This window comes from Pseudocolwellia agarivorans (assembly GCF_002000085.1).
GTDB lineage: Bacteria > Pseudomonadota > Gammaproteobacteria > Enterobacterales > Alteromonadaceae > Pseudocolwellia > Pseudocolwellia agarivorans.
The window spans coordinates 46,840-66,619 of record NZ_MUZU01000014.1 but is presented as its reverse complement, the minus strand read 5'-3'; the positions used below and the strand labels follow the sequence as shown (position 1 = coordinate 66,619).

Sequence of the window (19,780 nt, the reverse complement as noted above, 5' to 3'; positions counted from 1 at the left end):
TGAATAGGATAAAAAATACGTAGATGCGCCCTTCTTTACAACTCCGTATCGGACAACATCTAACGATGACACCGCAGTTGCAACAAGCTATCAAGCTGTTGCAGCTCTCTACGTTGGATTTACAACAAGAAATTCAAGAAGCATTGGAGAGTAATCCTTTGCTTGAAGTTGATGAAAGCCCTTCTAGTAGCCAAGATGAATCAATTAATAATTTAGAAGATGCATTTTCAGCAAATGCGACAAAAGAAACAGACACAAAAAAAACAGATGGCACCGAAGACTCTTCCCCGACCATAGATGAAATGTCAACCACAGAAGCCATGGAAAAGACAGATATCCCTGAAGAGTTAAACATGGATACCACATGGGATGAAAGCTACAGTGCTGGTGTATCTAATACAGGTAGTATTAGCTCCCCTTCTGAAGATTACACCTATCAAGGCGAAACTAAAGACTCTCTGCAAGATCACCTTTTATGGCAAATGGAATTAACACCTTTTAGTGACACCGATAAAACCATAGCCATTGCGATTATTGAAGCCATAGATGAATCTGGGTATTTAACTGTTTCCTGTGAAGATATTTTAGATTGTGTTGGCATTGAAGGCGTTGAATTAGATGAAATACAAGCCGTACTAAAAAGAATTAACGTATTTGACCCCGTAGGAGTTGGTGCTCGTTCTGTTTCAGATTGTTTACTTATTCAATTAAATCAATTTGATCTAGCGACACCTTGGTTAAAAGAAGCCAAGCAAGTTGTTAAAGATTATATCGATCTACTGGGTAATAGAGATTACCGCCAGTTAATGCGTAAAACGCGTTTAAAAGAAGATCAGTTGCGTGAAGTGCTTCGTTTAATTCAATCATTAGATCCTCGCCCTGGCGATAGTGTTGTCAAAGGTGAAGATCAATACGTTATCCCTGATGTATCAGTGGAAAAGAAAAATGGCCGTTGGGTAGTTGAGTTGAATCCAGATACAGCACCTAAGCTATCTGTAAACCAACAATATGCAGCAATGACACGTACTATGAAGTCAACAAACGATACACAATTTATACGCTCTAATTTACAAGAAGCTAAATGGTTTATTAAAAGTTTAGAAAGTAGAAACGAAACACTTTTAAAAGTATCGAATTGTATTGTTCAACGCCAGCAAGGTTTTTTTGAACACGGTCCTGAATCTATGCGACCTATGGTATTAAACGATATTGCAGAAGCGGTAGAAATGCATGAATCGACTATTTCTCGTGTAACAACACAAAAATATATGCATACGCCAAGAGGCATATTTGAACTTAAATATTTCTTCTCCAGCCATGTTAGTACAGAAAATGGCGGAGATTGTTCTTCAACAGCAATCAGAGAGCTCATCAAAAAGCTTGTCGCTGCTGAAATCCCTGCCAAACCCTTAAGTGATAATAAAATGGCAGAAATACTCGCCGAGCAAGGCATTCAAGTGGCTCGTCGTACCGTAGCAAAATATAGAGAGTCATTATCAATTCCACCCTCGAATCAACGAAAAAGTTTAATTTAATTTTTTAAATATCACTAAAAGAGGATTTAACTTATGCAAATAAATTTAACTGGTCATCATGTAGAAATCACAAACTCTTTACGCGAATACGTTAATACTAAATTTTCAAAATTAGAACGACATTTTGATCAAATCAATAATGTTTATGTGGTATTAACCATTGAAAAATCAAATCAAATTGCTGAATCTACTGTTCATTTAAAAGGGGCAGAAGTACATGCCACAGCAGATAATCATGATATGTACGCTTCAATTGACGCTTTAATCGATAAACTAGATCGTCAAATATTAAAACACAAAGGTAAAACAACCCACCATTAACCTATAAACAAGCAGGCTTTAATAGTAATTATGACTTTGCAAGATATACTAATGCCAGATTGCACATTTTGTGCAATCTCTGGCTCTAGCAAAAAACGCGTTCTTGATAAAATTTGTACCGTAGCAGCAGATAAAATTGTTGAACATAGTGCATATGAATTACTCGAAAGCCTAATCGCAAGAGAAAAACTCGGTTCAACAGGAATAGGGAACGGAATTGCTATTCCTCATGGACGTTTACCTAACGCAAAATCAGTTGTAGCTGTTATTGTAACAACAGATATTCCTGTTAATTTTGACGCAATAGATAATAAACCCGTAGATATTTTTATTGCGTTATTTGTTCCCGAAGACGCTTGTAAAGAACATTTAACTACTCTACAAAGTATTGCTAAACTTTTTAGTGACAAGCACATTGCAAAACAAGTGCGTAAATGTCAAAGCAATGAAGCCTTATTTAATCTTATTCAAGAAAACAGACATTAATCGTCATTAAAAAGGAACGAACAGTTCAATGAAGTTAATTATCGTAAGCGGACGCTCTGGCTCAGGAAAGTCCGTAGCATTAAGAGTATTAGAAGATCTTGGTTACTATTGTGTTGATAACATTCCTGTAAATTTACTCCCAGCGTTAACTCATACTGTTATCAACGATTACGAAAATGTCGCGGTGAGTATTGATGTACGTAACTTACCAAATAACCCTAAAGACGTTTCTGAAATACTCGACTATCTTCCAAGTACTGTTGACTTAAATATTTTATACCTAGACGCTGACGACAGTGACCTTATTAGACGTTTCAGTGAAACAAGAAGGTTACATCCTCTCATTAAGCAAAATATAGCCCTAGATCAAGCTATCGCCTTAGAAAAAAAATTATTAGAGCCAATATCTACTCGTACAGGTTTATATATTAACACCAGCCAACTATCGCCCCATCAACTATCTGATCTAGTCAGGGAGCGCATACTTGGGAAAAAATCAGGGTCGATGGTAGTAGTATTCGAATCTTTCGGCTTTAAGCACGGTGTACCGCAAGATGCTGATTATGTTTTTGATGCTCGCTTTCTTCCTAACCCTTTTTGGGATAAAGAACTAAAAATTCATACCGGCTTAGATCAACCCGTAAAAGATTATTTATCAAGCCAACCAATTGTGACTAAATTTATATGGCAAATAAATAGCTTTATGATGACTTGGCTACCTCACCTAGAACGTAATAACCGCAGTTATGTTACGATTGCTATTGGCTGTACAGGAGGAAAACATCGTTCAGTTTATATCGCAGAACTTCTTGCTAATAACTTAAGAAAAGAACGCGAAGATGTACAATCGCGTCATAGAGATATCACAATAGCAAGCACATAAAAAAATATAAATACTTCGGTTAAGGTTAAAGGCTAAGGTTACCTCATGAAAAAATGTGAAAAAACGCTAGTTATCACAAATAAACTCGGTTTACATGCCCGTGCTGCAACAAAATTGGCACAGTTATGTCAAAAATTTGATGCCTCTGTTACCGTTTCTTTAAACGACAATTCAGCTGACGCCAGTAGTATTATGGGATTAATGTTGCTCGCTGGTAGCCAAGGTAAAACTGTTACTGTGGTAACTGAAGGTGCTGACGCTGAAGAAGCAATACAGAGTGTTTGCCAATTATTCTCTGATAAATTTGATGAGGAAGAATAGTCAATTGTAAATACTTTCCCTCCCTCATAAACAACAAGATTCATTAGAGAAAAAAGCTGAAAAAACAATTGAGTTGAGTTAAACTAATGGTTATCAGTACCTCCTAAAATTATCATGCTCGATACAAATACTTGCGATTATTTAACGTTTATTACACATAAATAATGTAATATTTGTGATCACCGTTCTCTTCATTGAACACAAAGTATGAAATAAACATAATCCGCCCAAGAATGATTAATGAGGGTTTATGCCAGAATCTGCAGAACAAGAATATAACCAACAAAAACTCATAGAAGTTAATGCCGCACTCGGTAGCGGTATGTTTGTTTACGTTCGAAAGCTACTGCAGAACATGCCTTCTTATGACTTAGCGTTAATTTTAGAGTCATCACCTCCTAAAAGTCGTACCGTTTTATGGCAACTTATTGATCCAGACAATCATGGTGATGTACTAGAAGAACTAAATGAAGAAGTTCGTAAGGGCATTCTAAAAAGTATGCATCCTGAAAAGCTCGCAGCAGTTGCAGAGGGCATGGATGTAGATGATTTAGCCGAAGTACTAAGAACCTTACCCGACAGCGCGTATCAAAGCGTATTAAACTCTATGGACTCTCAAGATAGAAGTCGCGTAGAGCAAGCATTATCATATGAAGAAGATACTGCCGGTGGTATCATGAATACCGATACTATTACCATTCGTCCTGATGTGTCGGTAGATGTGGTACTAAGATATTTACGTTTAAAAGGAAAGCTACCGGAGTCTACAGATTCTTTTTATGTAGTAGACCGACACGATAAATTTATTGGTTCTGTTTCTTTAGCAGCGATAGTAACTGCAAAACCAGATGTTATTACATCAACTCTTATCGACAAAGATATAGAAGCAATTTCAGTTAATATGCCTGAAAATGAAGTAGCACAATTATTTGAAAGATATGATTGGTTTTCTGCCCCCGTTATTGACGATAATGGACACCTACTCGGCCGTATTACTATAGATGACGTTATCGACATAATTCGTGAAGAAGCAGAGCATTCTATGATGAGTATGGCGGGTTTAGATGACGAAGCCGATACTTTCGCCCCTGTGCTCAAAAGTACGCAACAACGTTCTATCTGGCTAGGTGTTAATTTAATCACGGCGTTACTCGCTGTAGCCGTTACCAGTATGTTTGAAGGGTTATTTGAACAACTGGCTATTTTAGCTGTACTTAACTCTCTTGTACCTAGTATGGGTGGGGTTGCGGGAAATCAAACATTAACGCTTGTTATACGCGGTATGGCATTGGGTCATGTCGGTGAAAGTAACTCTAAAACCTTATTGTTAAAAGAGCTTGCTGTTGGTTTTCTTAATGGCCTTATTTGGGCGCTACTCATTGCGAGTGTTGTCGCGATATGGAAACAGGACTTTACTTTAGGTGCTGTTATCGCCTTTGCTATGTTAATGAACATGACTGCAGCAGGAATAGCTGGCGTATCAGTCCCCTTATTACTCAAACGTATGAATATTGATCCTGCATTAGCAGGTAGCGTCATATTAACCACAGTGACAGATGTTGTCGGTATATTTGCCTTTTTAGGTACTGCGACCTTACTTTTAACTTAGTTAACCTGAACTTTGGTATTAAAAACGCCCATTACCATAGTAGTGAGCGTTTTAATGATAATAAACAGTCATTGAGTATTAATTAACTCATATTCGGGTTAATTAATTTCCAGCAACCTGCATTTCATTCATTAATAAAGAGCCTGTGCGGATACTTCCTCTCATATCAACATCATCACCTACGGCGATTAAACCTTTAAACATATCTTGTAAGTTACCCGCTATCGTCACTTCAGAAACAGGAAAAGCTATCTCGCCATTTTCTACCCAAAAGCCTGCAGCACCACGCGAATAATCGCCATTTACAACATTCACGCCTTGGCCCATAAGCTCAGTAACTAAAAAGCCTGTACCTAACTTTTTCAACATTTGATCAAAATTACCACCTCGACCTTCGCCTTCAGCATTTAATACCCAGTTATGAATACCACCTGCATGCCCTGTGGTTTCTAAGCCAAGTTTACGAGCTGAATATGTAGTTAATAAATACGTTTCTAAACAACCTTTGGTGATAATTTCTCTATCGATAGTTTTAACGCCTTCACTATCAAACGAACTACTAGCTAACGCCCCTTTAATATGAGGCCTTTCACTAATATTTAAAAACTCAGGGAATACAGATTTACCAATACAATCTAATAAAAATGACGATTTTCTGTATAAGTTACCACCGCTAATAGCAGCAATAAAGTGTCCAAAAATGGTATTCGCAATATCCGCTCGAAACATTACAGGCACTTTACCTGTAGGCAGTTTTTGTGGATTTAATCTTGATAAGGTTTCAATCGAAGCTTGCGTTCCTACTGTTGCTGCAGCATCTAATAAATCAAACTTTCGATTTACGGTATAAGCGTAATCACGTTGCATATCGTCGCCCTCACCAGCAATCATTACGCAACTTAAACTGTGTCGACTACTTGGATACCCCACCAACTGGCCATGTGTATTCCCATACACTTTAAAACCTTCAAATGTATCTAAACTTGCTCCATCTGAATTCGTAATACGTTTATCGTAAGCTAATGCACTTTCTTCACATGCTTTTGCTATTTCAATTGCTTCATCCGTATTCATTGATTTAGGGTGATATAAATCTAAGTTTTCTGGTTCCATGACAAGTAAAGACTTTTCAGCTAAACCAGAACAGTCATCGATAGAAGTATATTTAGCAATATTTACCGCAGCTTGCACAGCTTGTTGTAGTGCTCCTTCCGAAAGATCTGCTGTTGAAGCGCTACCTTTACGCCCTTCAATATATACTGTTAGCCCTAAAGCACCATCATTGGTAAATTCGACCGTTTCTACTTCTCCCATTCGAGTACCAACACTTAAGCCTTGCTGTCTGCTCATCGCAACTTCAGCAGAATCAACACCGAGTGACTCAGCTAATTCTAATACTTTAGATACGCGATCTTTTACTTGTTCAAGTTGGCTAATAATACCGTTTGATTCTGTCATGGTTAAATTTAAGTCTCTAATATATTTAGTGGTTGATGAAATACTTACAATAAGCTTGTCTACTATTTTGTAGATAGTCTATTTTTGAATTACCTAGGTGTAGTATACTATTGCTAATTTCAATTATATTAATAAACATTATGCCCCAGTCTGCTAACGATATCGACGAATTAGATGAAGATTTAAAAAGTAAATCTGAAATAAAACGTGAAATGCACAAATTACAAGATTTTGGACAAAAATTAGTAGAAATGTCTAAACATCAGCGTAGTCGTCTACCTTTAACGGATGAGTTAAAAGACGCTATGATACTAGCAGACAAAATTCTCAATAAGCATGAGGCTTTACGTAGACACATTCGGCATATTGCAAAAATATTGGCTGAAACAGATCTTGAGCCTATTCATCAAGCTATGGATGTTATGGCAAATAAACATCAACAGGAAGCAGTTAAGCATACTCGATTAGAAGTCCTCAGAAGTGAACTAGTAGAGGGCGATAATGAAACTATCGAATCATTACTTGCTGAACATCCAACAATGGAAAGACAAAAGCTTCGTCAACTTGTACGCCAAGCAACTAAAGAAGCAAAAGCAGAAAAACCAGCAAAATATTTTAAAGAGTTAATCGCTTACCTTAAAGCTAATATCACTTTTTAGTCATTACACTCCACAAACTTATATTGCTACATTAAATGATCTGTTATACCCGTTACCAATCAAGAGGCTATTTCAGAGCACTTGAGCGATATCAATTCAAGGCAATGCTTTGTAATAATGGTTGTTCCCTTATAAAAAGCATTAACGAAGAAGTGATTTTGCTCAAGCGCTTCTTCGATGGGTCTAAAAACAATTTATGCTTCGTTATTAACTTTAGTAAGGGAATAACCATGACGTAAACTTAATGCCTTGCCTAAATTATTTTTAGTTCCCACTGAAACCTGCATCTTGAATGATAACGGGTATATACCTATTTTATTATTGAGATTGGTATAACCGCTTGCTTAGTAGAACAAGGGCAATCCCTCCTAGCACCATTATTGTCGATATTTGTAAGTGAATTGTCATGACTTCATGCATAAATAAAACACCACCTAATGTTGCAATCACGGGTACTAAAAGTTGGAGTACTGCGGCTTTAGTTGTTGTTAACCCCGTTAAAGCGCTATACCAAATAGCGTACCCAATTCCCGACATAACAGCGCCAGATAAAACAGCAAGTAAAATACCGCGATAAGAATACTCTGTTGTAGAAATAGTAAGTAACATCAGCACAAGAACAAACGGGATAGTACGGAAAAAATTATAACAAGTATCCATTAGAGGAGACTTTGATCCCTTACCTATTATAGTGTAACCCGCCCAAGCAACCCCAGACAACATCATTAAAATAAAGCCAACCAGAGAAGGTGTTGTTAAGTCAGGGTAAATAAGATAAATAAATCCAATACAAGCTAAACCTAACCCAAACCATTCAGCCTTTAATAATTTGTGCTTAGTAAGTAATACAGATAAAACCATACATATTTGCACAGAACCAAACAAAATAAGTGCACCAGTTCCAGTATCTAAATATCCATAGGCATAAGAAAATGAAAGAGCATAGATAAATAGCAGAATACTCCCTAACCAGCTGCCTTTAGGCTGCTTAAGACTCAGCTCGTTTTTTTGTTGGACTGTAGATCTTTCTTCTTTTCGACGATATTGCTGAACCATCAAGATCAAATAAAGCGCAATACTGCCAGATAAAAGGCGAATAATAGTAAACCCAGCAGGATCAACATAGTTTTGACCTAATGCTATACGACAAAGAACTGAATTAGCAGCAAAAGCCACTAAAGAAAGTAAGGTTAATATAAAAACCATTATAAAATCGTTATTTTTATTCATCATAGCTATAGATGACCGTTCAGAATGAATTAACTTACAAAGTAAAATAACGAGTAAACACTTTATACAATTCAGTACCTTGATTTACGCTTGCTGATGCAAAGTGCAATATAGGTAATACATCGTAATCTAAAGTGATTTTATGTAATGGCTCACCATCTCCATAATTGTCCATACGTAAAATTTGAGCCAAAGGTTGACCGGCTGCTAGCGGAACGCCAAATTCTGCAAGATAATCGACCATTCCTCCCATAGGAGAATAGTAAGCTTTATAATCTTTTAAATAGCATGCATAACGTTTTATGTTATCTGGTTTTAATGACGAATTTTCAATCACATTTTTACGTTGTAGATAAGTTAAAATACTTAATGCATCTTGATAAGCTTCAGCTAAATCTATTTGCTCTTGAGAGCCAAGCTCTACAGTAAAACTTTCTTTAACGCACGTTTGTGAACTAATTGAAAAAGTATTTCCTGCGTTATTCAGTGCTTCTTGTAGTGTCCACCACGAACAAAATGTCGCTTCATCTAATGCGCCGCTAAAAACGTTTGGGATCAATATGGTATGAGGAATATTAAAATACGATGCACTCTCTTGTGCGTATTCAGGGCAATATAAGTGTTTACTAGAAATGGGCCCTGTATGTAGGTCTAAAACGATATCAGCTTGATGTGCGAGTTGCTGTAACTGGTAAGCAATTCTTTGTCCTGTTGTAAGACCAAACTCATTATTTTGAAGTTTTTTATCAATACTCTCGATCAGTTGTTGTTTGAATGCAGCTTGAATATCAGACGGCTGTGCATTTTTATATTGTTCAACAAAAGGAGCAATGATACTTTCATCAAAATAATACATACGATTCCAATTCACTCCCGTAATAGGATCAAATCGGCCTAACGTATATTCACCATTTTTATGATTACAACCTACAGGGTTTGCGTAAGGAACAAAGGTGATGTCACCATTAACTTTTGTATCTTTTAAAATCTCAAGCAATTGGAATATAACTGCATTACCTTGAACTTCAGCCCCATGCATATTGGCTTGAATATACACACTAGGAAAACCTTCACGACCTTTAATTCTATATACTGGAACAGTTAACTGTGCACCACTTGCCATTTCACCAACGTGCATGACTTCTTTAGAAATATTATTCAACTCACTACCCGTAATAAACGATTACATCTAGCTTGCTAATATAGCATCTTCTATTTGCACTAATCTATCTTGTCCCCAACAACTAACTTCTTTATATTTAAAGCAAGGAACACCCCACAAGCCCATATTATTTAAGCTAAGATGGTTCTTTTCAGACCATAACTGCCAGTCATTAATTTTTCCATATTCAATAGCATCTTCATAATTTATATCGATCTGTGCACAAATTTTTCTTATATGTTTATCCAGCGCTAAATCAATTTCTCCAACAAATACAGCTTCAAATGCGGCTTGCATAAATTGATAAGATTTCTTTTGTTGCTCAGCATACATAAAGATTTCATATATATTGATGACTCCTTGCTTTAGAGGATCTACATAACCTTTAAAGTTAATATTTAATTTTTTAGCTTCTCTAGCAGCATCTAATAACATATATCGCTGTTTATATTCTGGAATTACAACACCTCTCATACTTATTGGTACAAGCGGCTTGATCGTCAGAGGTACTTGGTATTTATCACTTAATTTTTTTGCTTGTACCAATCCTATATACGAAAACGGGCTATTCAATGAAATATAAGCTTCGAGCGAATTTTCTTTAGATTTTATGGTTGTATTATCTAACAACTGCAGAGTATTTTTATTGTATACAACAGTTTCATTCTCTTTAGACAATCCTTTATCATTGAAGAGAAATTCTAAATGCTCTAAACGATCTATACCTAAAAACCATTCACCACAAAAAAATATTGACCCCGTTGAATGACTCCCTCTTCTAAAAAGTCTTCGTTGATTATTTATTTGTGCCGTAATAACAGGTGTCGACAAAGGAAAATGCTCAGTATAATTATCAAACCAAGTATCATTAAAAACATTTAAGGCATCTTGTACATTTTTTACATTTAGTAGCCATGTTTGCTGTCCGGTCACTAAAGCTTGTGTATTTGGAAATGAATTAACACGAGATAAATTATATTTATCAGCAATATAATTAGCGTCTTTTATCGCCCATTGTTTTAACAAAGGGATATTGACTTCAAGGCTAGGTGTTGTTTCAGCAACTAAGTACAATCTAAACGTTAAATTAAAGCGCTTTTCAATATCTGCAAGTACTTGTACCAACATGAAACTATGAGGATCATTTAAAGAAAGGTATACATCTGCGATAGGCGTATTACCAAAAAAAAGAGGTAAAGTATAAAATTTATAGGTTAAAAAAGACCGACGCATGTGACTTTGTAACCAATGTACTTTGACCCATGCTTTTAATTTACTAAAAATACGCTACTCCGTAGTTGTCGATCAACAATATAATGTTATTTTAACGTTAAAAAAATGTAAATGAAATGCTTTATTACGTTTACAATTGTTCAAGTCATTAGGATCAAGGTAATGATTACAGTAGAATGAGCAATAATTATAAAGTGTGCTTAGTGAAACAGTATGTCGTCGAACAATATAAACCAAATATTATCAAGAAACATTAACAACTTAGAGGCCAAAACACCTTTATTTATTAACCTAAAACATGATAGTTTTATTCATGAATACTTAACTCAATACTCTCAAACTCAACTCTTTTGCTACAATACAAATTTTGAAGATTATTCCCTTCATCTACAAAATAACAATATTCACTGTACTTTTTCTGCTCATTATCACACAGAAAAAATACACGACTTGGTTATTATCGCATTTCCTAAGAGTAAAGCAGAGCTAAACTTTACTTTAAACATGATTTCGCACGCCACAAATGCTGACACAAAAATAATTATAGTCGGAGAAAATAAAAGCGGGATTAAATCAATAGAAAAAACCACAAGTAACACGCTAATCAATTGTCAGAAATTTGATTCTGCTCGGCATTGTTTATTATTTGCAGCAAACTTATTACAAAATATCCCCACCTTTACATTAGAAAATTGGTATGGATATTACGACATTGAAATAAACAACATAAAAATAAAGGTTGCAGCATTACCAGGCGTATTTAGCCAGAAAGGCTTAGATAAAGGCACCCGAATACTATTAGAGCACTTACCAACCATTCAAAACGGTAATACTTTAGACTTTGGTTGTGGTGCAGGCGTTATAGCAAGTTTTATTGGGAAAAAGCACCCCGAAGTTACACTCAATTTGTTGGATGTAAGTGCCCTGGCTCTTGAATCATCACGAAAAACACTTGAAGTAAATAACTTAAACGGTAATGTATTCGCATCGAATAGTTTGTCAGAAGTAAAAAACAAATACGATGTTATCGTTTCAAACCCTCCTTTTCATCAGGGAATATCAACGAACTACCATGCCACAGAAAGCTTTTTAACAGGTATTAAAAAACACTTACATGATAAAGCTCATGTTTTCATAGTTGCTAATAGTTTTTTAAAATACGAACCTATAATGAAAACAGCGATAGGTACAACATCTCGCCTCGTTTCAGAAAAAGGATTTACTATTTATAAATGTACAATATAAGACCTTCTCACTTGTATAAAATACATACGTTTATTGCTAAAAACATAGGTAAACACTCTTCTTTTACAAATATCTTAAAAATTAATGTCGCTAATTAATGCAAAATGTAAAATTTGTGTTAACTTAAATAGTATTAGAGGAAGGTTAGATTATTTCTTAGCCAATATGAATATTTTTTATATTCTATAAACCTGCAGCAGCATTGTGTTTTAGCTCAGGGTTATATAACATAATATACAATCGGCTAGTTAACCAATAATAAACAAACTAATTCTCGTTTTATAGCATACAAATACTATAGATAGACAGAATTTACCTGGACGAAATCAAATGCAAAAAACTCATATACTTATCGTAGAAGACGAAGAAGTTACACGATTTAGCCTACGAAATTTATTTGAAGCAGAAGGTTATCTTGTATCTGAAGCAACAGATGGCGAGAGTATGGATCAACAACTACAGCAACATGCTATTAACCTAGTAATTATGGATATTAATCTCCCTGGAAAGAACGGTTTATTACTTGCTAGAGAGCTGGCAAGTAATAGAGATATGGGCTTAATATTCTTAACTGGACGAGATAGCGACATAGACAAAATACTCGGATTAGAAATTGGGGCTGATGATTACTTAACAAAACCATTTAATCCAAGAGAGCTTACTATAAGAGCTAGAAACATCCTAAGCCGTATATCGAGTACTAATACCGAGTCAGATAATGCTGTGATAACATTTAACAAGTGGACATTAGACGGCAACTCGAGAAAAATGACTTCACCGAATGGCGATGTTATTGCGATCCCTCGAGGTGAATATAGAGCACTACATCTTCTCATTGAAAATGCTGGACAAATTGTTACAAGACAACAATTAATTAAAGAAATGACTGGTCGAGATTTACGTTCAAATGACAGGACGGTTGACGTTACAATTAGACGTCTACGTAAGCATTTTGAATCTATAGAAGGGTCAACTGAATTAATCAATACCATTCATGGTGAAGGATATCGATTCATCGGTACTGTTGATTAATTACTCTCAAATAATTGAGTAAAGCATTTACTATGCTTTACTCAACCATTCACTAAATTCATTATAGGCAATTGTATTTAAATCGCTTAATTCTTCTAAGTATAATTTTTTCGTTTCTTCAACTTCTTCACTTTTTTCAATAGTAGCCAATTTTTTATGTACAAGTAACAGGCCTACACTACCAGCAGCACCTTTCATCTTATGACAACTTTCCTGCCAAAGCTTCTGTTTTTCAGACGCCACTGTATTTGAAATTTCTTCAATATAGATGGCGGATTGACCGATATAAAGTTCTAGCATCTGTTGTACAACAGATTTACCTAAATTATCGATATAACCTTGCAACAAACTTAAATCTAAGTGCTCAGATTGATTCACTTTTATTCCTTTTTCTTTGATCTACTTTTAATAGAAACTATTGTATCAAGCCAGTTAAAAAAGTTATACGAACATTTACTTTTATCATCGATAACCTGCATAAATATTGATTTTAAATGAGCTTTCCGTCAGAATAGCCGCGATTTAGATATGGGCACAGTATTCCATTATTACTTATTGTTCTACACGATAAATTTTTAGTTCTTTATCCATATTAAAAATACGATAAACTCTGTGCCTTGAATTTTAATGCTTAAGTAACCACATAATAAGCCATTACAACATTTAGCTATAAATAGCGGAGTATAAATGCCAACATCAATGCCTGATATTGCCAATCACACTACAGCACAAACTGAAGGTACTTTAGATTGGGTAGGTATGAGCAATATCGAGATGCCTATCATAGTTGCATCGAAAAACGAATCGGAACGTATGGTTTCGGCACATGTTGACGCATTTGTTAATCTAAAAGATCCTAAAGCAAAAGGCATACACATGTCTCGTTTATATCTACTACTAGATGATCTATCTAATAGTGGTGTGCTTGATCAACCAAGTTTAGTTTCGCTACTTGATGGCTTTATTAGTAGCCATCAAGATTTAAGTGATAATGCCAAAGTGAAGTTCAGTTTTGATTATCATTTACGTAGAAAATCACTGATTAGCGGAAAGCAAGGCTGGAAAGCTTACCCTGTAACGATTACAGGTAGAGTTAATAAAGGCAAATTAACGATAGAATTAAGTATTGATATCAGATACTCTTCTACCTGTCCATGTTCTGCAGCACTTGCTAGGCAACTTATCCAAAAAGCCTTCACCGATAAATTTAGTGCGCAAGATAAAGTAGATTTAGAAGATGTACATGCTTGGTTAGGAACAACTGAGGGTGTTGTTGCTACACCGCATAGCCAACGTTCTGTTGCTGAAATCAAAGTGCTGTTAAATAAAGAGTCTCAAGAATTTCCAATAACCTACCTTGTTGATCTTGTAGAAAATGCATTAAAAACTCCCGTGCAAGCAGCAGTAAAGCGTGAAGATGAACAAGAGTTTGCACGTTTAAACGGACAAAACTTAATGTTTTGTGAGGATGCAGCTCGTCGATTACAACATGCAATGCATCAAACAAGTAATATCGATGACTTTTGGCTAAAAATAAACCATTTAGAATCTTTACATGCGCATGATGCTGTTAGTGTTACCACTAAAGGTATACCGAATGGTTATCAAGCCTAAAGTATTTTTATCAAAGTAGTTTTCTGCATAGAAAACTACTTTGTGGCTAACTAAAATTTTATTTTTATATTACAAAAACTTAACAAGATCACCACTAATAATTACTTTCCTTTTTTTTCGTTTTTATTCATTACCACCTTCGTAAATGAATAAAAACTGAATATTTAATGTATAACCTATAACCAAACTAACTATGTAATAAATTTACATATAATTGAATAAGATAACGCATAAATGCACTAAATCGATCATTTTCAGGCCTTTATCTCTTATAAAACTACAAAATAAATCAAAATAAAAACAATAGAATCAATAGGATAAATAAATGTAAGTAAATTACGAGCAAATGCTCTATTTTTATTGACCTTTTTATAAAAAGTGTTTAATCTAGCGGGTTCCTCTTGGCTAGAAAATAGGGTGTTTATGCATTTTTTACATAACTTTATTCTTTTTTTAATTCCTGTATTGCCAAGACGATATAATAATTAGGAGAGACAACATGCAGCTTTATGATCCCAACTTCCAAAAAGACAATTGTGGATTTGGTTTAATCGCTCATCAACATGGTGAAACGAGCCATAAGCTCATTAAAACCGCTATTCATGCTTTAGACCGTATGCAACATCGTGGCGGTATTGCTGCCGATGGTAAAACAGGCGACGGTTGTGGTTTATTAATGCAAAAACCCGATTCATTTTTTCGTGCTATTGCCGAAGAAAATAATTGGCAATTAGGTCGTAAATATGCGGTTGGGATGATATTTTTAAATCCTGATCCAATAGAAGCTGCTCTTTCTAAAAGGATTTTCGAAGAAGAATTATCAAGAGAAACGCTAACATTAGTTGGCTGGAGAGTTGTTCCTACTGATAAATCAATTTTAGGTGAGATTGCAGCAGGTAACTTGCCTACTATTGAACAAGTATTTGTTGATGCTCCTCCAGGATGGCGTAACCGTGATCTAGAACGTCGTCTATACATGGCACGTCGTCGAGCTGAAAAACGTATTACTGATGAGCGTTTTTACGTTGCAAGTTTATCTTGCTCAGTAATTATCTACAAAGGCTTAGTTATGCCTGTAGATTTACCTAATTTTTACTTAGATTTAGCTGATATACGCTTACAAAGTGCGATCTGTGTATTCCATCAACGTTTTTCTACGAATACATCTCCACAGTGGCACCTAGCGCAGCCTTTCCGCTTTTTAGCTCACAATGGCGAAATTAATACGATTAAAGGTAACAGACAATGGAGTCGAGCGCGTACATACCGCTTCCAATCACCTTTGTTACCTGATTTACAAGATGCTGCACCATTTGTTAATGAAAGTGGTTCTGACTCTTCATCATTAGATAACATGCTTGAGCTATTTTTAGCTGGTGGCATGGATTTATACCGTGCAATGCGTCTACTTATGCCTCCTGCATGGCAGAATAGTCCTTGTATGGATGATGATTTAAAAGCATTTTACGAATTTAACTCTATGCATATGGAACCATGGGATGGCCCTGCTGGGGTTGTTATGACTAACGGTCGCCATGTTGCCTGTAACCTCGATAGAAATGGCTTACGCCCTGCTCGTTACGTTATTACACGTAATGGATTCATTACGCTCGCTTCTGAAGTAGGTATTTGGGATTACGGCGAAGATGAAGTAGTAGAAAAAGGCCGTGTAGGCCCAGGTGAAATGCTTGCTATAGATACCTATACAGGTAAAGTATTCAATTCTGCTGCTATCGATAATGAATTAAAAGTACGTCATCCATACAGAGAGTGGTTAGATAGTAATATTCGCCGCTTAGTACCATTTGGTGAATTACCGGGTGATCTTATTGGTAAGCGTGTTTTTGACGATAAAGAAATAGCTACATACCATAAATTATTTAATTACAGCTATGAAGAAATTCATCAAGTAGTTAAAACCATGGCTGAAAATGGTCAAGAAGCTACGGGGTCTATGGGTGATGATACACCTATGGCAGTATTGTCTAGTCAATCTCGTTCTTTGTATGATTATTTCCGTCAACAATTTGCGCAGGTCACTAATCCACCTATCGATCCATTACGTGAGCGTTACGTTATGTCTTTAGGCACATGTATTGGTCGTGAACATAACGTTTTCAATGAAACAACAGGTCACGCCGATCGCATTTTATTTGAAACGCCAGTACTTATGTACACAGGCTTGAAGCAATTACGTGAACTTGACCCTGAACATTACAAAAGTCACACAATAGCTTTAAATTACGATCAAGCAGAGGGTTTAGAAGCCGCTATAATTCGCGTATGTGACGAAGCTGTTGATTTAGTACGCAACCAAAATACGGTTATTTTAATATTATCTGACCGTAAAATTGCAAAAGGTAAGTTACCTATTCCTGCAGCCATGGCTGTAGGTGCTGTACAAAAACGTTTAGTAGATGAACAACTACGTTGTGATTCTAATATGGTTGTTGAAACAGGTTCAGTACGTGACTCGCATCAATTTGCCGTACTTCTTGGTTTAGGCGCTACAGCAATTTATCCATACTTAGCTTATGAAACTATTGAACAACTTGTTGAACAAGGTCAAATTGATCTTCCTGTTCGAGAAGCTGTTGTTAGCTACCGTAATGGTATCGACAAAGGTTTGTTAAAAATACTCTCTAAAATGGGTATTTCAACGATCGCAAGTTACCGCTGTGCAGGCTTATTTGAAGTTATCGGCTTAAACGATAACATCATGAAACTTTGTTTCCCTGAGTTGCCTAGTCGTCTTCAAGGTGCAGATTTTGAAGATATTGAACAAGACAACATTAACTTGGCCCGTAAAGCATTTTTACCACATCAAAAACTACCTCATGGCGGTTTATTAAAGTATGTACATAATGGTGAATACCATGCGTATAACCCTGATGTTGTAAGTACTTTACAGAAAGCGGTTCGTTCGGGTGAATATTCTGACTATCGTGCATACGCAGATACAGTAAATAATCGTCCAGTTGCTATGTTACGTGATCTTCTTGCATTAAAAGATGATACTGAAAGCATTGATATTAGCCGTGTTGAACCTGATAGCGAAATGTTTAAACGTTTTGATAGTGCAGCTATGTCTATTGGTGCATTGAGTCCCGAAGCTCATGAAGCTTTAGCGATTGCAATGAACCGCCTAGGTGGTTATTCAAACTCAGGTGAAGGTGGCGAAGACGAACGACGTTTTGGTACAGTGAAAAACTCACGTATCAAACAAATCGCTTCAGGTCGCTTTGGTGTAACCCCACATTACCTAGTGAATGCTGACGTACTACAAATTAAAGTAGCGCAAGGTGCTAAACCAGGTGAAGGTGGACAATTACCGGGTGATAAAGTATCGCCATTAATAGCTAAATTAAGATTCTCGGTTCCAGGTGTAACATTAATTTCACCTCCTCCGCATCATGATATTTATTCAATTGAAGATTTAGCTCAGCTCATTTTTGATTTAAAACAAGTTAACCCTAAAGCCGTTGTATCCGTTAAGCTAGTTTCAGGCCCAGGTGTTGGGACTATTGCCTCTGGTGTAGCTAAAGCTTACGCTGACTTTATTACTATTTCAGGTTATGACGGTGGTACAGCCGCAAGTCCATTAACCTCTGTAAAATATGCAGGTTGTCCGTGGGAGTTAGGCTTAGCTGAAGCTCATCAATCACTTGTTTCAAATGGTTTACGCCATAAAGTACGCTTACAAGTTGATGGTGGCTTAAAAACTGGAATCGATATTGTTAAAGCTGCTATTTTAGGTGCTGAAAGCTTTGGTTTCGGTACAGCTCCTATGATAACGTTAGGATGTAAATTCTTACGTATATGTCATTTAAACAACTGTGCTACAGGTGTTGCAACACAAGATGACGTGCTTAGAGAGCAATTTTTTAAAGGCTTACCTGATCAAGTAATGAATTATTTCAAGTTTATTGCGCACGACGTACGTGAAATTTTAGCTAAACTAGGTGTTGAAAGCTTAACTGATATTATTGGTAGAACTGATTTATTAGTACCTTTAGCAGGTATTACAGCTAAACAGCAGAAATTGGATTTATCTCCGATTATTGCACCTGTTATTGCAGGCCCTAATACCGCTCAATACAAAACAGAAGATAACGTGGCGTATGACGAAGGTAAGCTTAACCAAGAAATGTTAGCTGCGGCTTCAGATGCTATAGCGCATAGTACAGGCGGAGAATATAGATTTACTATTCAAAATACTGATCGCTCTGTGGGTGCCTCTTTATCTGGTGAAATCGCTCGTCATCATGGCGATCAAGGTATGGCTGCTTCACCAATTAAGATTAGTTTATCAGGTACGGCTGGGCAAAGCTTTGGCGTATGGAATGCTGGCGGTTTAGAGCTTTCATTAACGGGTGATGCAAACGACTATGTAGGTAAAGGCATGGCTGGTGGTAAGTTAACAGTTAAACCACCAAAAGGTGTTGCTTACCTTTCACACGAAACTATGATTATGGGTAACACCTGTTTATATGGTGCGACAGGCGGTAAATTATACGCATGTGGACGCGCTGGTGAACGATTTGGTGTTCGTAACTCTGGTTGTCATGCTGTTGTTGAAGGTACTGGTGATCATACTTGTGAATACATGACAGGTGGTGTTGTTACCGTACTGGGTAGCGTAGGTGTAAACTTTGGTGCAGGTATGACCGGTGGTTTCGCTTATGTACTTGATGAAGCAAACGATTTAGATATTCGCTTGAATAAAGAGTCTATCGAAATGTTATCTATTGATAATGATGATCTAACGATTCACCAAGAACACTTACGCGGCATTATCAGTCAGCACGTTGAAGAAACAGGTAGTATTCGTGCACAAGAAATTCTAGCTAATTTTGATGCATTTGCGCCATTATTTAAATTAGTTAAACCAAAAGCTACTGATGTGAAAACTTTATTGGGCCATCGTAGCCGTTCATCTGCAGAACTTCGCGTTCAAGCACAGTAATCTGAACGCGAATTGAGGAAGAAACA

General features: G+C 36.2%; 16 protein-coding genes. 11 read left to right on the top strand and 5 right to left on the bottom strand.

Features of this window, described 5'->3' with window-relative positions; translation table 11 throughout:
- The first annotated feature begins 23 nt into the window (after positions 1-23).
- From B0X80_RS17655 to mgtE, 6 genes are all read left to right on the top strand, one after another.
- The gene (locus B0X80_RS17655; protein ID WP_077342699.1) at positions 24-1,535 is read left to right on the top strand and encodes an RNA polymerase factor sigma-54; all 1,512 of its coding nucleotides are present in this window, start codon (positions 24-26) and stop codon (positions 1,533-1,535) included.
- 33 nt (positions 1,536-1,568) lie between these two features.
- The gene (gene hpf, locus B0X80_RS17650; RefSeq protein ID WP_077342697.1) at positions 1,569-1,856 is read left to right on the top strand and encodes a ribosome hibernation promoting factor; all 288 of its coding nucleotides are present in this window, start codon (positions 1,569-1,571) and stop codon (positions 1,854-1,856) included.
- 30 nt (positions 1,857-1,886) lie between these two features.
- Positions 1,887-2,342, top strand: coding sequence for a PTS IIA-like nitrogen regulatory protein PtsN (ptsN, locus tag B0X80_RS17645; protein ID WP_077342695.1), 456 nt, complete (start codon positions 1,887-1,889; stop codon positions 2,340-2,342).
- A gap of 28 nt (positions 2,343-2,370) precedes the next feature.
- On the top strand, positions 2,371-3,225 hold the full coding sequence (rapZ, locus tag B0X80_RS17640; protein WP_077342693.1) for an RNase adapter RapZ: 855 nt from the start codon (positions 2,371-2,373) through the stop codon (positions 3,223-3,225).
- A 45-nt stretch (positions 3,226-3,270) separates the two neighbouring features.
- On the top strand, positions 3,271-3,546 hold the full coding sequence (locus B0X80_RS17635; protein WP_077342691.1) for an HPr family phosphocarrier protein: 276 nt from the start codon (positions 3,271-3,273) through the stop codon (positions 3,544-3,546).
- A gap of 250 nt (positions 3,547-3,796) precedes the next feature.
- On the top strand, positions 3,797-5,155 hold the full coding sequence (gene mgtE / locus B0X80_RS17630) for a magnesium transporter (RefSeq protein WP_077342689.1): 1,359 nt from the start codon (positions 3,797-3,799) through the stop codon (positions 5,153-5,155).
- A 102-nt stretch (positions 5,156-5,257) separates the two neighbouring features.
- On the opposite strand, the gene pmbA is transcribed toward mgtE, so the two are convergent.
- Positions 5,258-6,613 carry a metalloprotease PmbA gene (gene pmbA / locus B0X80_RS17625; RefSeq protein WP_077342687.1) on the bottom strand — a complete coding sequence of 452 codons (1,356 nt, stop codon included), beginning with the start codon at positions 6,611-6,613 and terminating at the stop codon, positions 5,258-5,260.
- Positions 6,614-6,753: 140 nt separating this feature from the next.
- Between pmbA and yjgA the strand changes: the two genes are divergently transcribed.
- Positions 6,754-7,272, top strand: a complete 519-nt coding sequence (gene yjgA, locus B0X80_RS17620; RefSeq protein WP_077342740.1) for a ribosome biogenesis factor YjgA — start codon at positions 6,754-6,756, stop codon at positions 7,270-7,272.
- A gap of 318 nt (positions 7,273-7,590) precedes the next feature.
- Here the strand turns inward: yjgA and B0X80_RS17615 are convergent, their stop codons facing one another.
- Genes B0X80_RS17615 through B0X80_RS17605 form a run of 3 tightly spaced genes read right to left on the bottom strand, consistent with a single transcriptional unit; the run spans position 7,591 to position 10,897 of the window.
- Positions 7,591-8,478, bottom strand: coding sequence for a DMT family transporter (locus tag B0X80_RS17615; protein WP_089024914.1), 888 nt, complete (start codon positions 8,476-8,478; stop codon positions 7,591-7,593).
- Positions 8,479-8,536: 58 nt separating this feature from the next.
- Positions 8,537-9,664: a succinylglutamate desuccinylase/aspartoacylase family protein gene (locus B0X80_RS17610; RefSeq protein WP_077342683.1), complete on the bottom strand. Its 1,128-nt coding sequence runs from the start codon at positions 9,662-9,664 to the stop codon at positions 8,537-8,539.
- Between the two features lie 27 nt (positions 9,665-9,691).
- Complete coding sequence (locus tag B0X80_RS17605) at positions 9,692-10,897, bottom strand: DsbA family protein (protein ID WP_077342681.1); 1,206 nt, start codon at positions 10,895-10,897, stop codon at positions 9,692-9,694.
- A 213-nt stretch (positions 10,898-11,110) separates the two neighbouring features.
- On the opposite strand from B0X80_RS17605, the gene B0X80_RS17600 reads away from it, so the two are divergent.
- Positions 11,111-12,142 carry a methyltransferase gene (locus B0X80_RS17600; protein WP_077342679.1) on the top strand — a complete coding sequence of 344 codons (1,032 nt, stop codon included), beginning with the start codon at positions 11,111-11,113 and terminating at the stop codon, positions 12,140-12,142.
- Between the two features lie 330 nt (positions 12,143-12,472).
- Entirely contained in the window at positions 12,473-13,174 is a 702-nt protein-coding gene (gene arcA, locus B0X80_RS17595; protein ID WP_077342677.1) for a two-component system response regulator ArcA, read from the top strand.
- A gap of 30 nt (positions 13,175-13,204) precedes the next feature.
- On the opposite strand, the gene B0X80_RS17590 is transcribed toward arcA, so the two are convergent.
- Positions 13,205-13,552: an Hpt domain-containing protein gene (locus tag B0X80_RS17590; protein WP_077342675.1), complete on the bottom strand. Its 348-nt coding sequence runs from the start codon at positions 13,550-13,552 to the stop codon at positions 13,205-13,207.
- Between the two features lie 309 nt (positions 13,553-13,861).
- On the opposite strand from B0X80_RS17590, the gene folE2 reads away from it, so the two are divergent.
- Positions 13,862-14,788 (top strand): GTP cyclohydrolase FolE2, encoded by a 927-nt coding sequence (gene folE2 / locus B0X80_RS17585; RefSeq protein ID WP_077342673.1) that lies wholly within the window; start codon positions 13,862-13,864, stop codon positions 14,786-14,788.
- Between the two features lie 499 nt (positions 14,789-15,287).
- Positions 15,288-19,754: a glutamate synthase large subunit gene (gene gltB / locus B0X80_RS17580; protein WP_077342671.1), complete on the top strand. Its 4,467-nt coding sequence runs from the start codon at positions 15,288-15,290 to the stop codon at positions 19,752-19,754.
- The last annotated feature ends 26 nt before the right edge of the window (positions 19,755-19,780 follow it).

Coding starts and splice junctions, on each gene's coding strand:
- B0X80_RS17655 (WP_077342699.1), top strand. CDS start 24: ATGCGCCCTTCTTTACAACTCCGTATCGGACAACATCTAACGATGACA.
- hpf (WP_077342697.1), top strand. CDS start 1,569: ATGCAAATAAATTTAACTGGTCATCATGTAGAAATCACAAACTCTTTA.
- ptsN (WP_077342695.1), top strand. CDS start 1,887: ATGACTTTGCAAGATATACTAATGCCAGATTGCACATTTTGTGCAATC.
- rapZ (WP_077342693.1), top strand. CDS start 2,371: ATGAAGTTAATTATCGTAAGCGGACGCTCTGGCTCAGGAAAGTCCGTA.
- B0X80_RS17635 (WP_077342691.1), top strand. CDS start 3,271: ATGAAAAAATGTGAAAAAACGCTAGTTATCACAAATAAACTCGGTTTA.
- mgtE (WP_077342689.1), top strand. CDS start 3,797: ATGCCAGAATCTGCAGAACAAGAATATAACCAACAAAAACTCATAGAA.
- pmbA (WP_077342687.1), bottom strand. CDS start 6,613: ATGACAGAATCAAACGGTATTATTAGCCAACTTGAACAAGTAAAAGAT.
- yjgA (WP_077342740.1), top strand. CDS start 6,754: ATGCCCCAGTCTGCTAACGATATCGACGAATTAGATGAAGATTTAAAA.
- B0X80_RS17615 (WP_089024914.1), bottom strand. CDS start 8,478: ATGGTTTTTATATTAACCTTACTTTCTTTAGTGGCTTTTGCTGCTAAT.
- B0X80_RS17605 (WP_077342681.1), bottom strand. CDS start 10,897: ATGCGTCGGTCTTTTTTAACCTATAAATTTTATACTTTACCTCTTTTT.
- B0X80_RS17600 (WP_077342679.1), top strand. CDS start 11,111: ATGTCGTCGAACAATATAAACCAAATATTATCAAGAAACATTAACAAC.
- arcA (WP_077342677.1), top strand. CDS start 12,473: ATGCAAAAAACTCATATACTTATCGTAGAAGACGAAGAAGTTACACGA.
- folE2 (WP_077342673.1), top strand. CDS start 13,862: ATGCCAACATCAATGCCTGATATTGCCAATCACACTACAGCACAAACT.
- gltB (WP_077342671.1), top strand. CDS start 15,288: ATGCAGCTTTATGATCCCAACTTCCAAAAAGACAATTGTGGATTTGGT.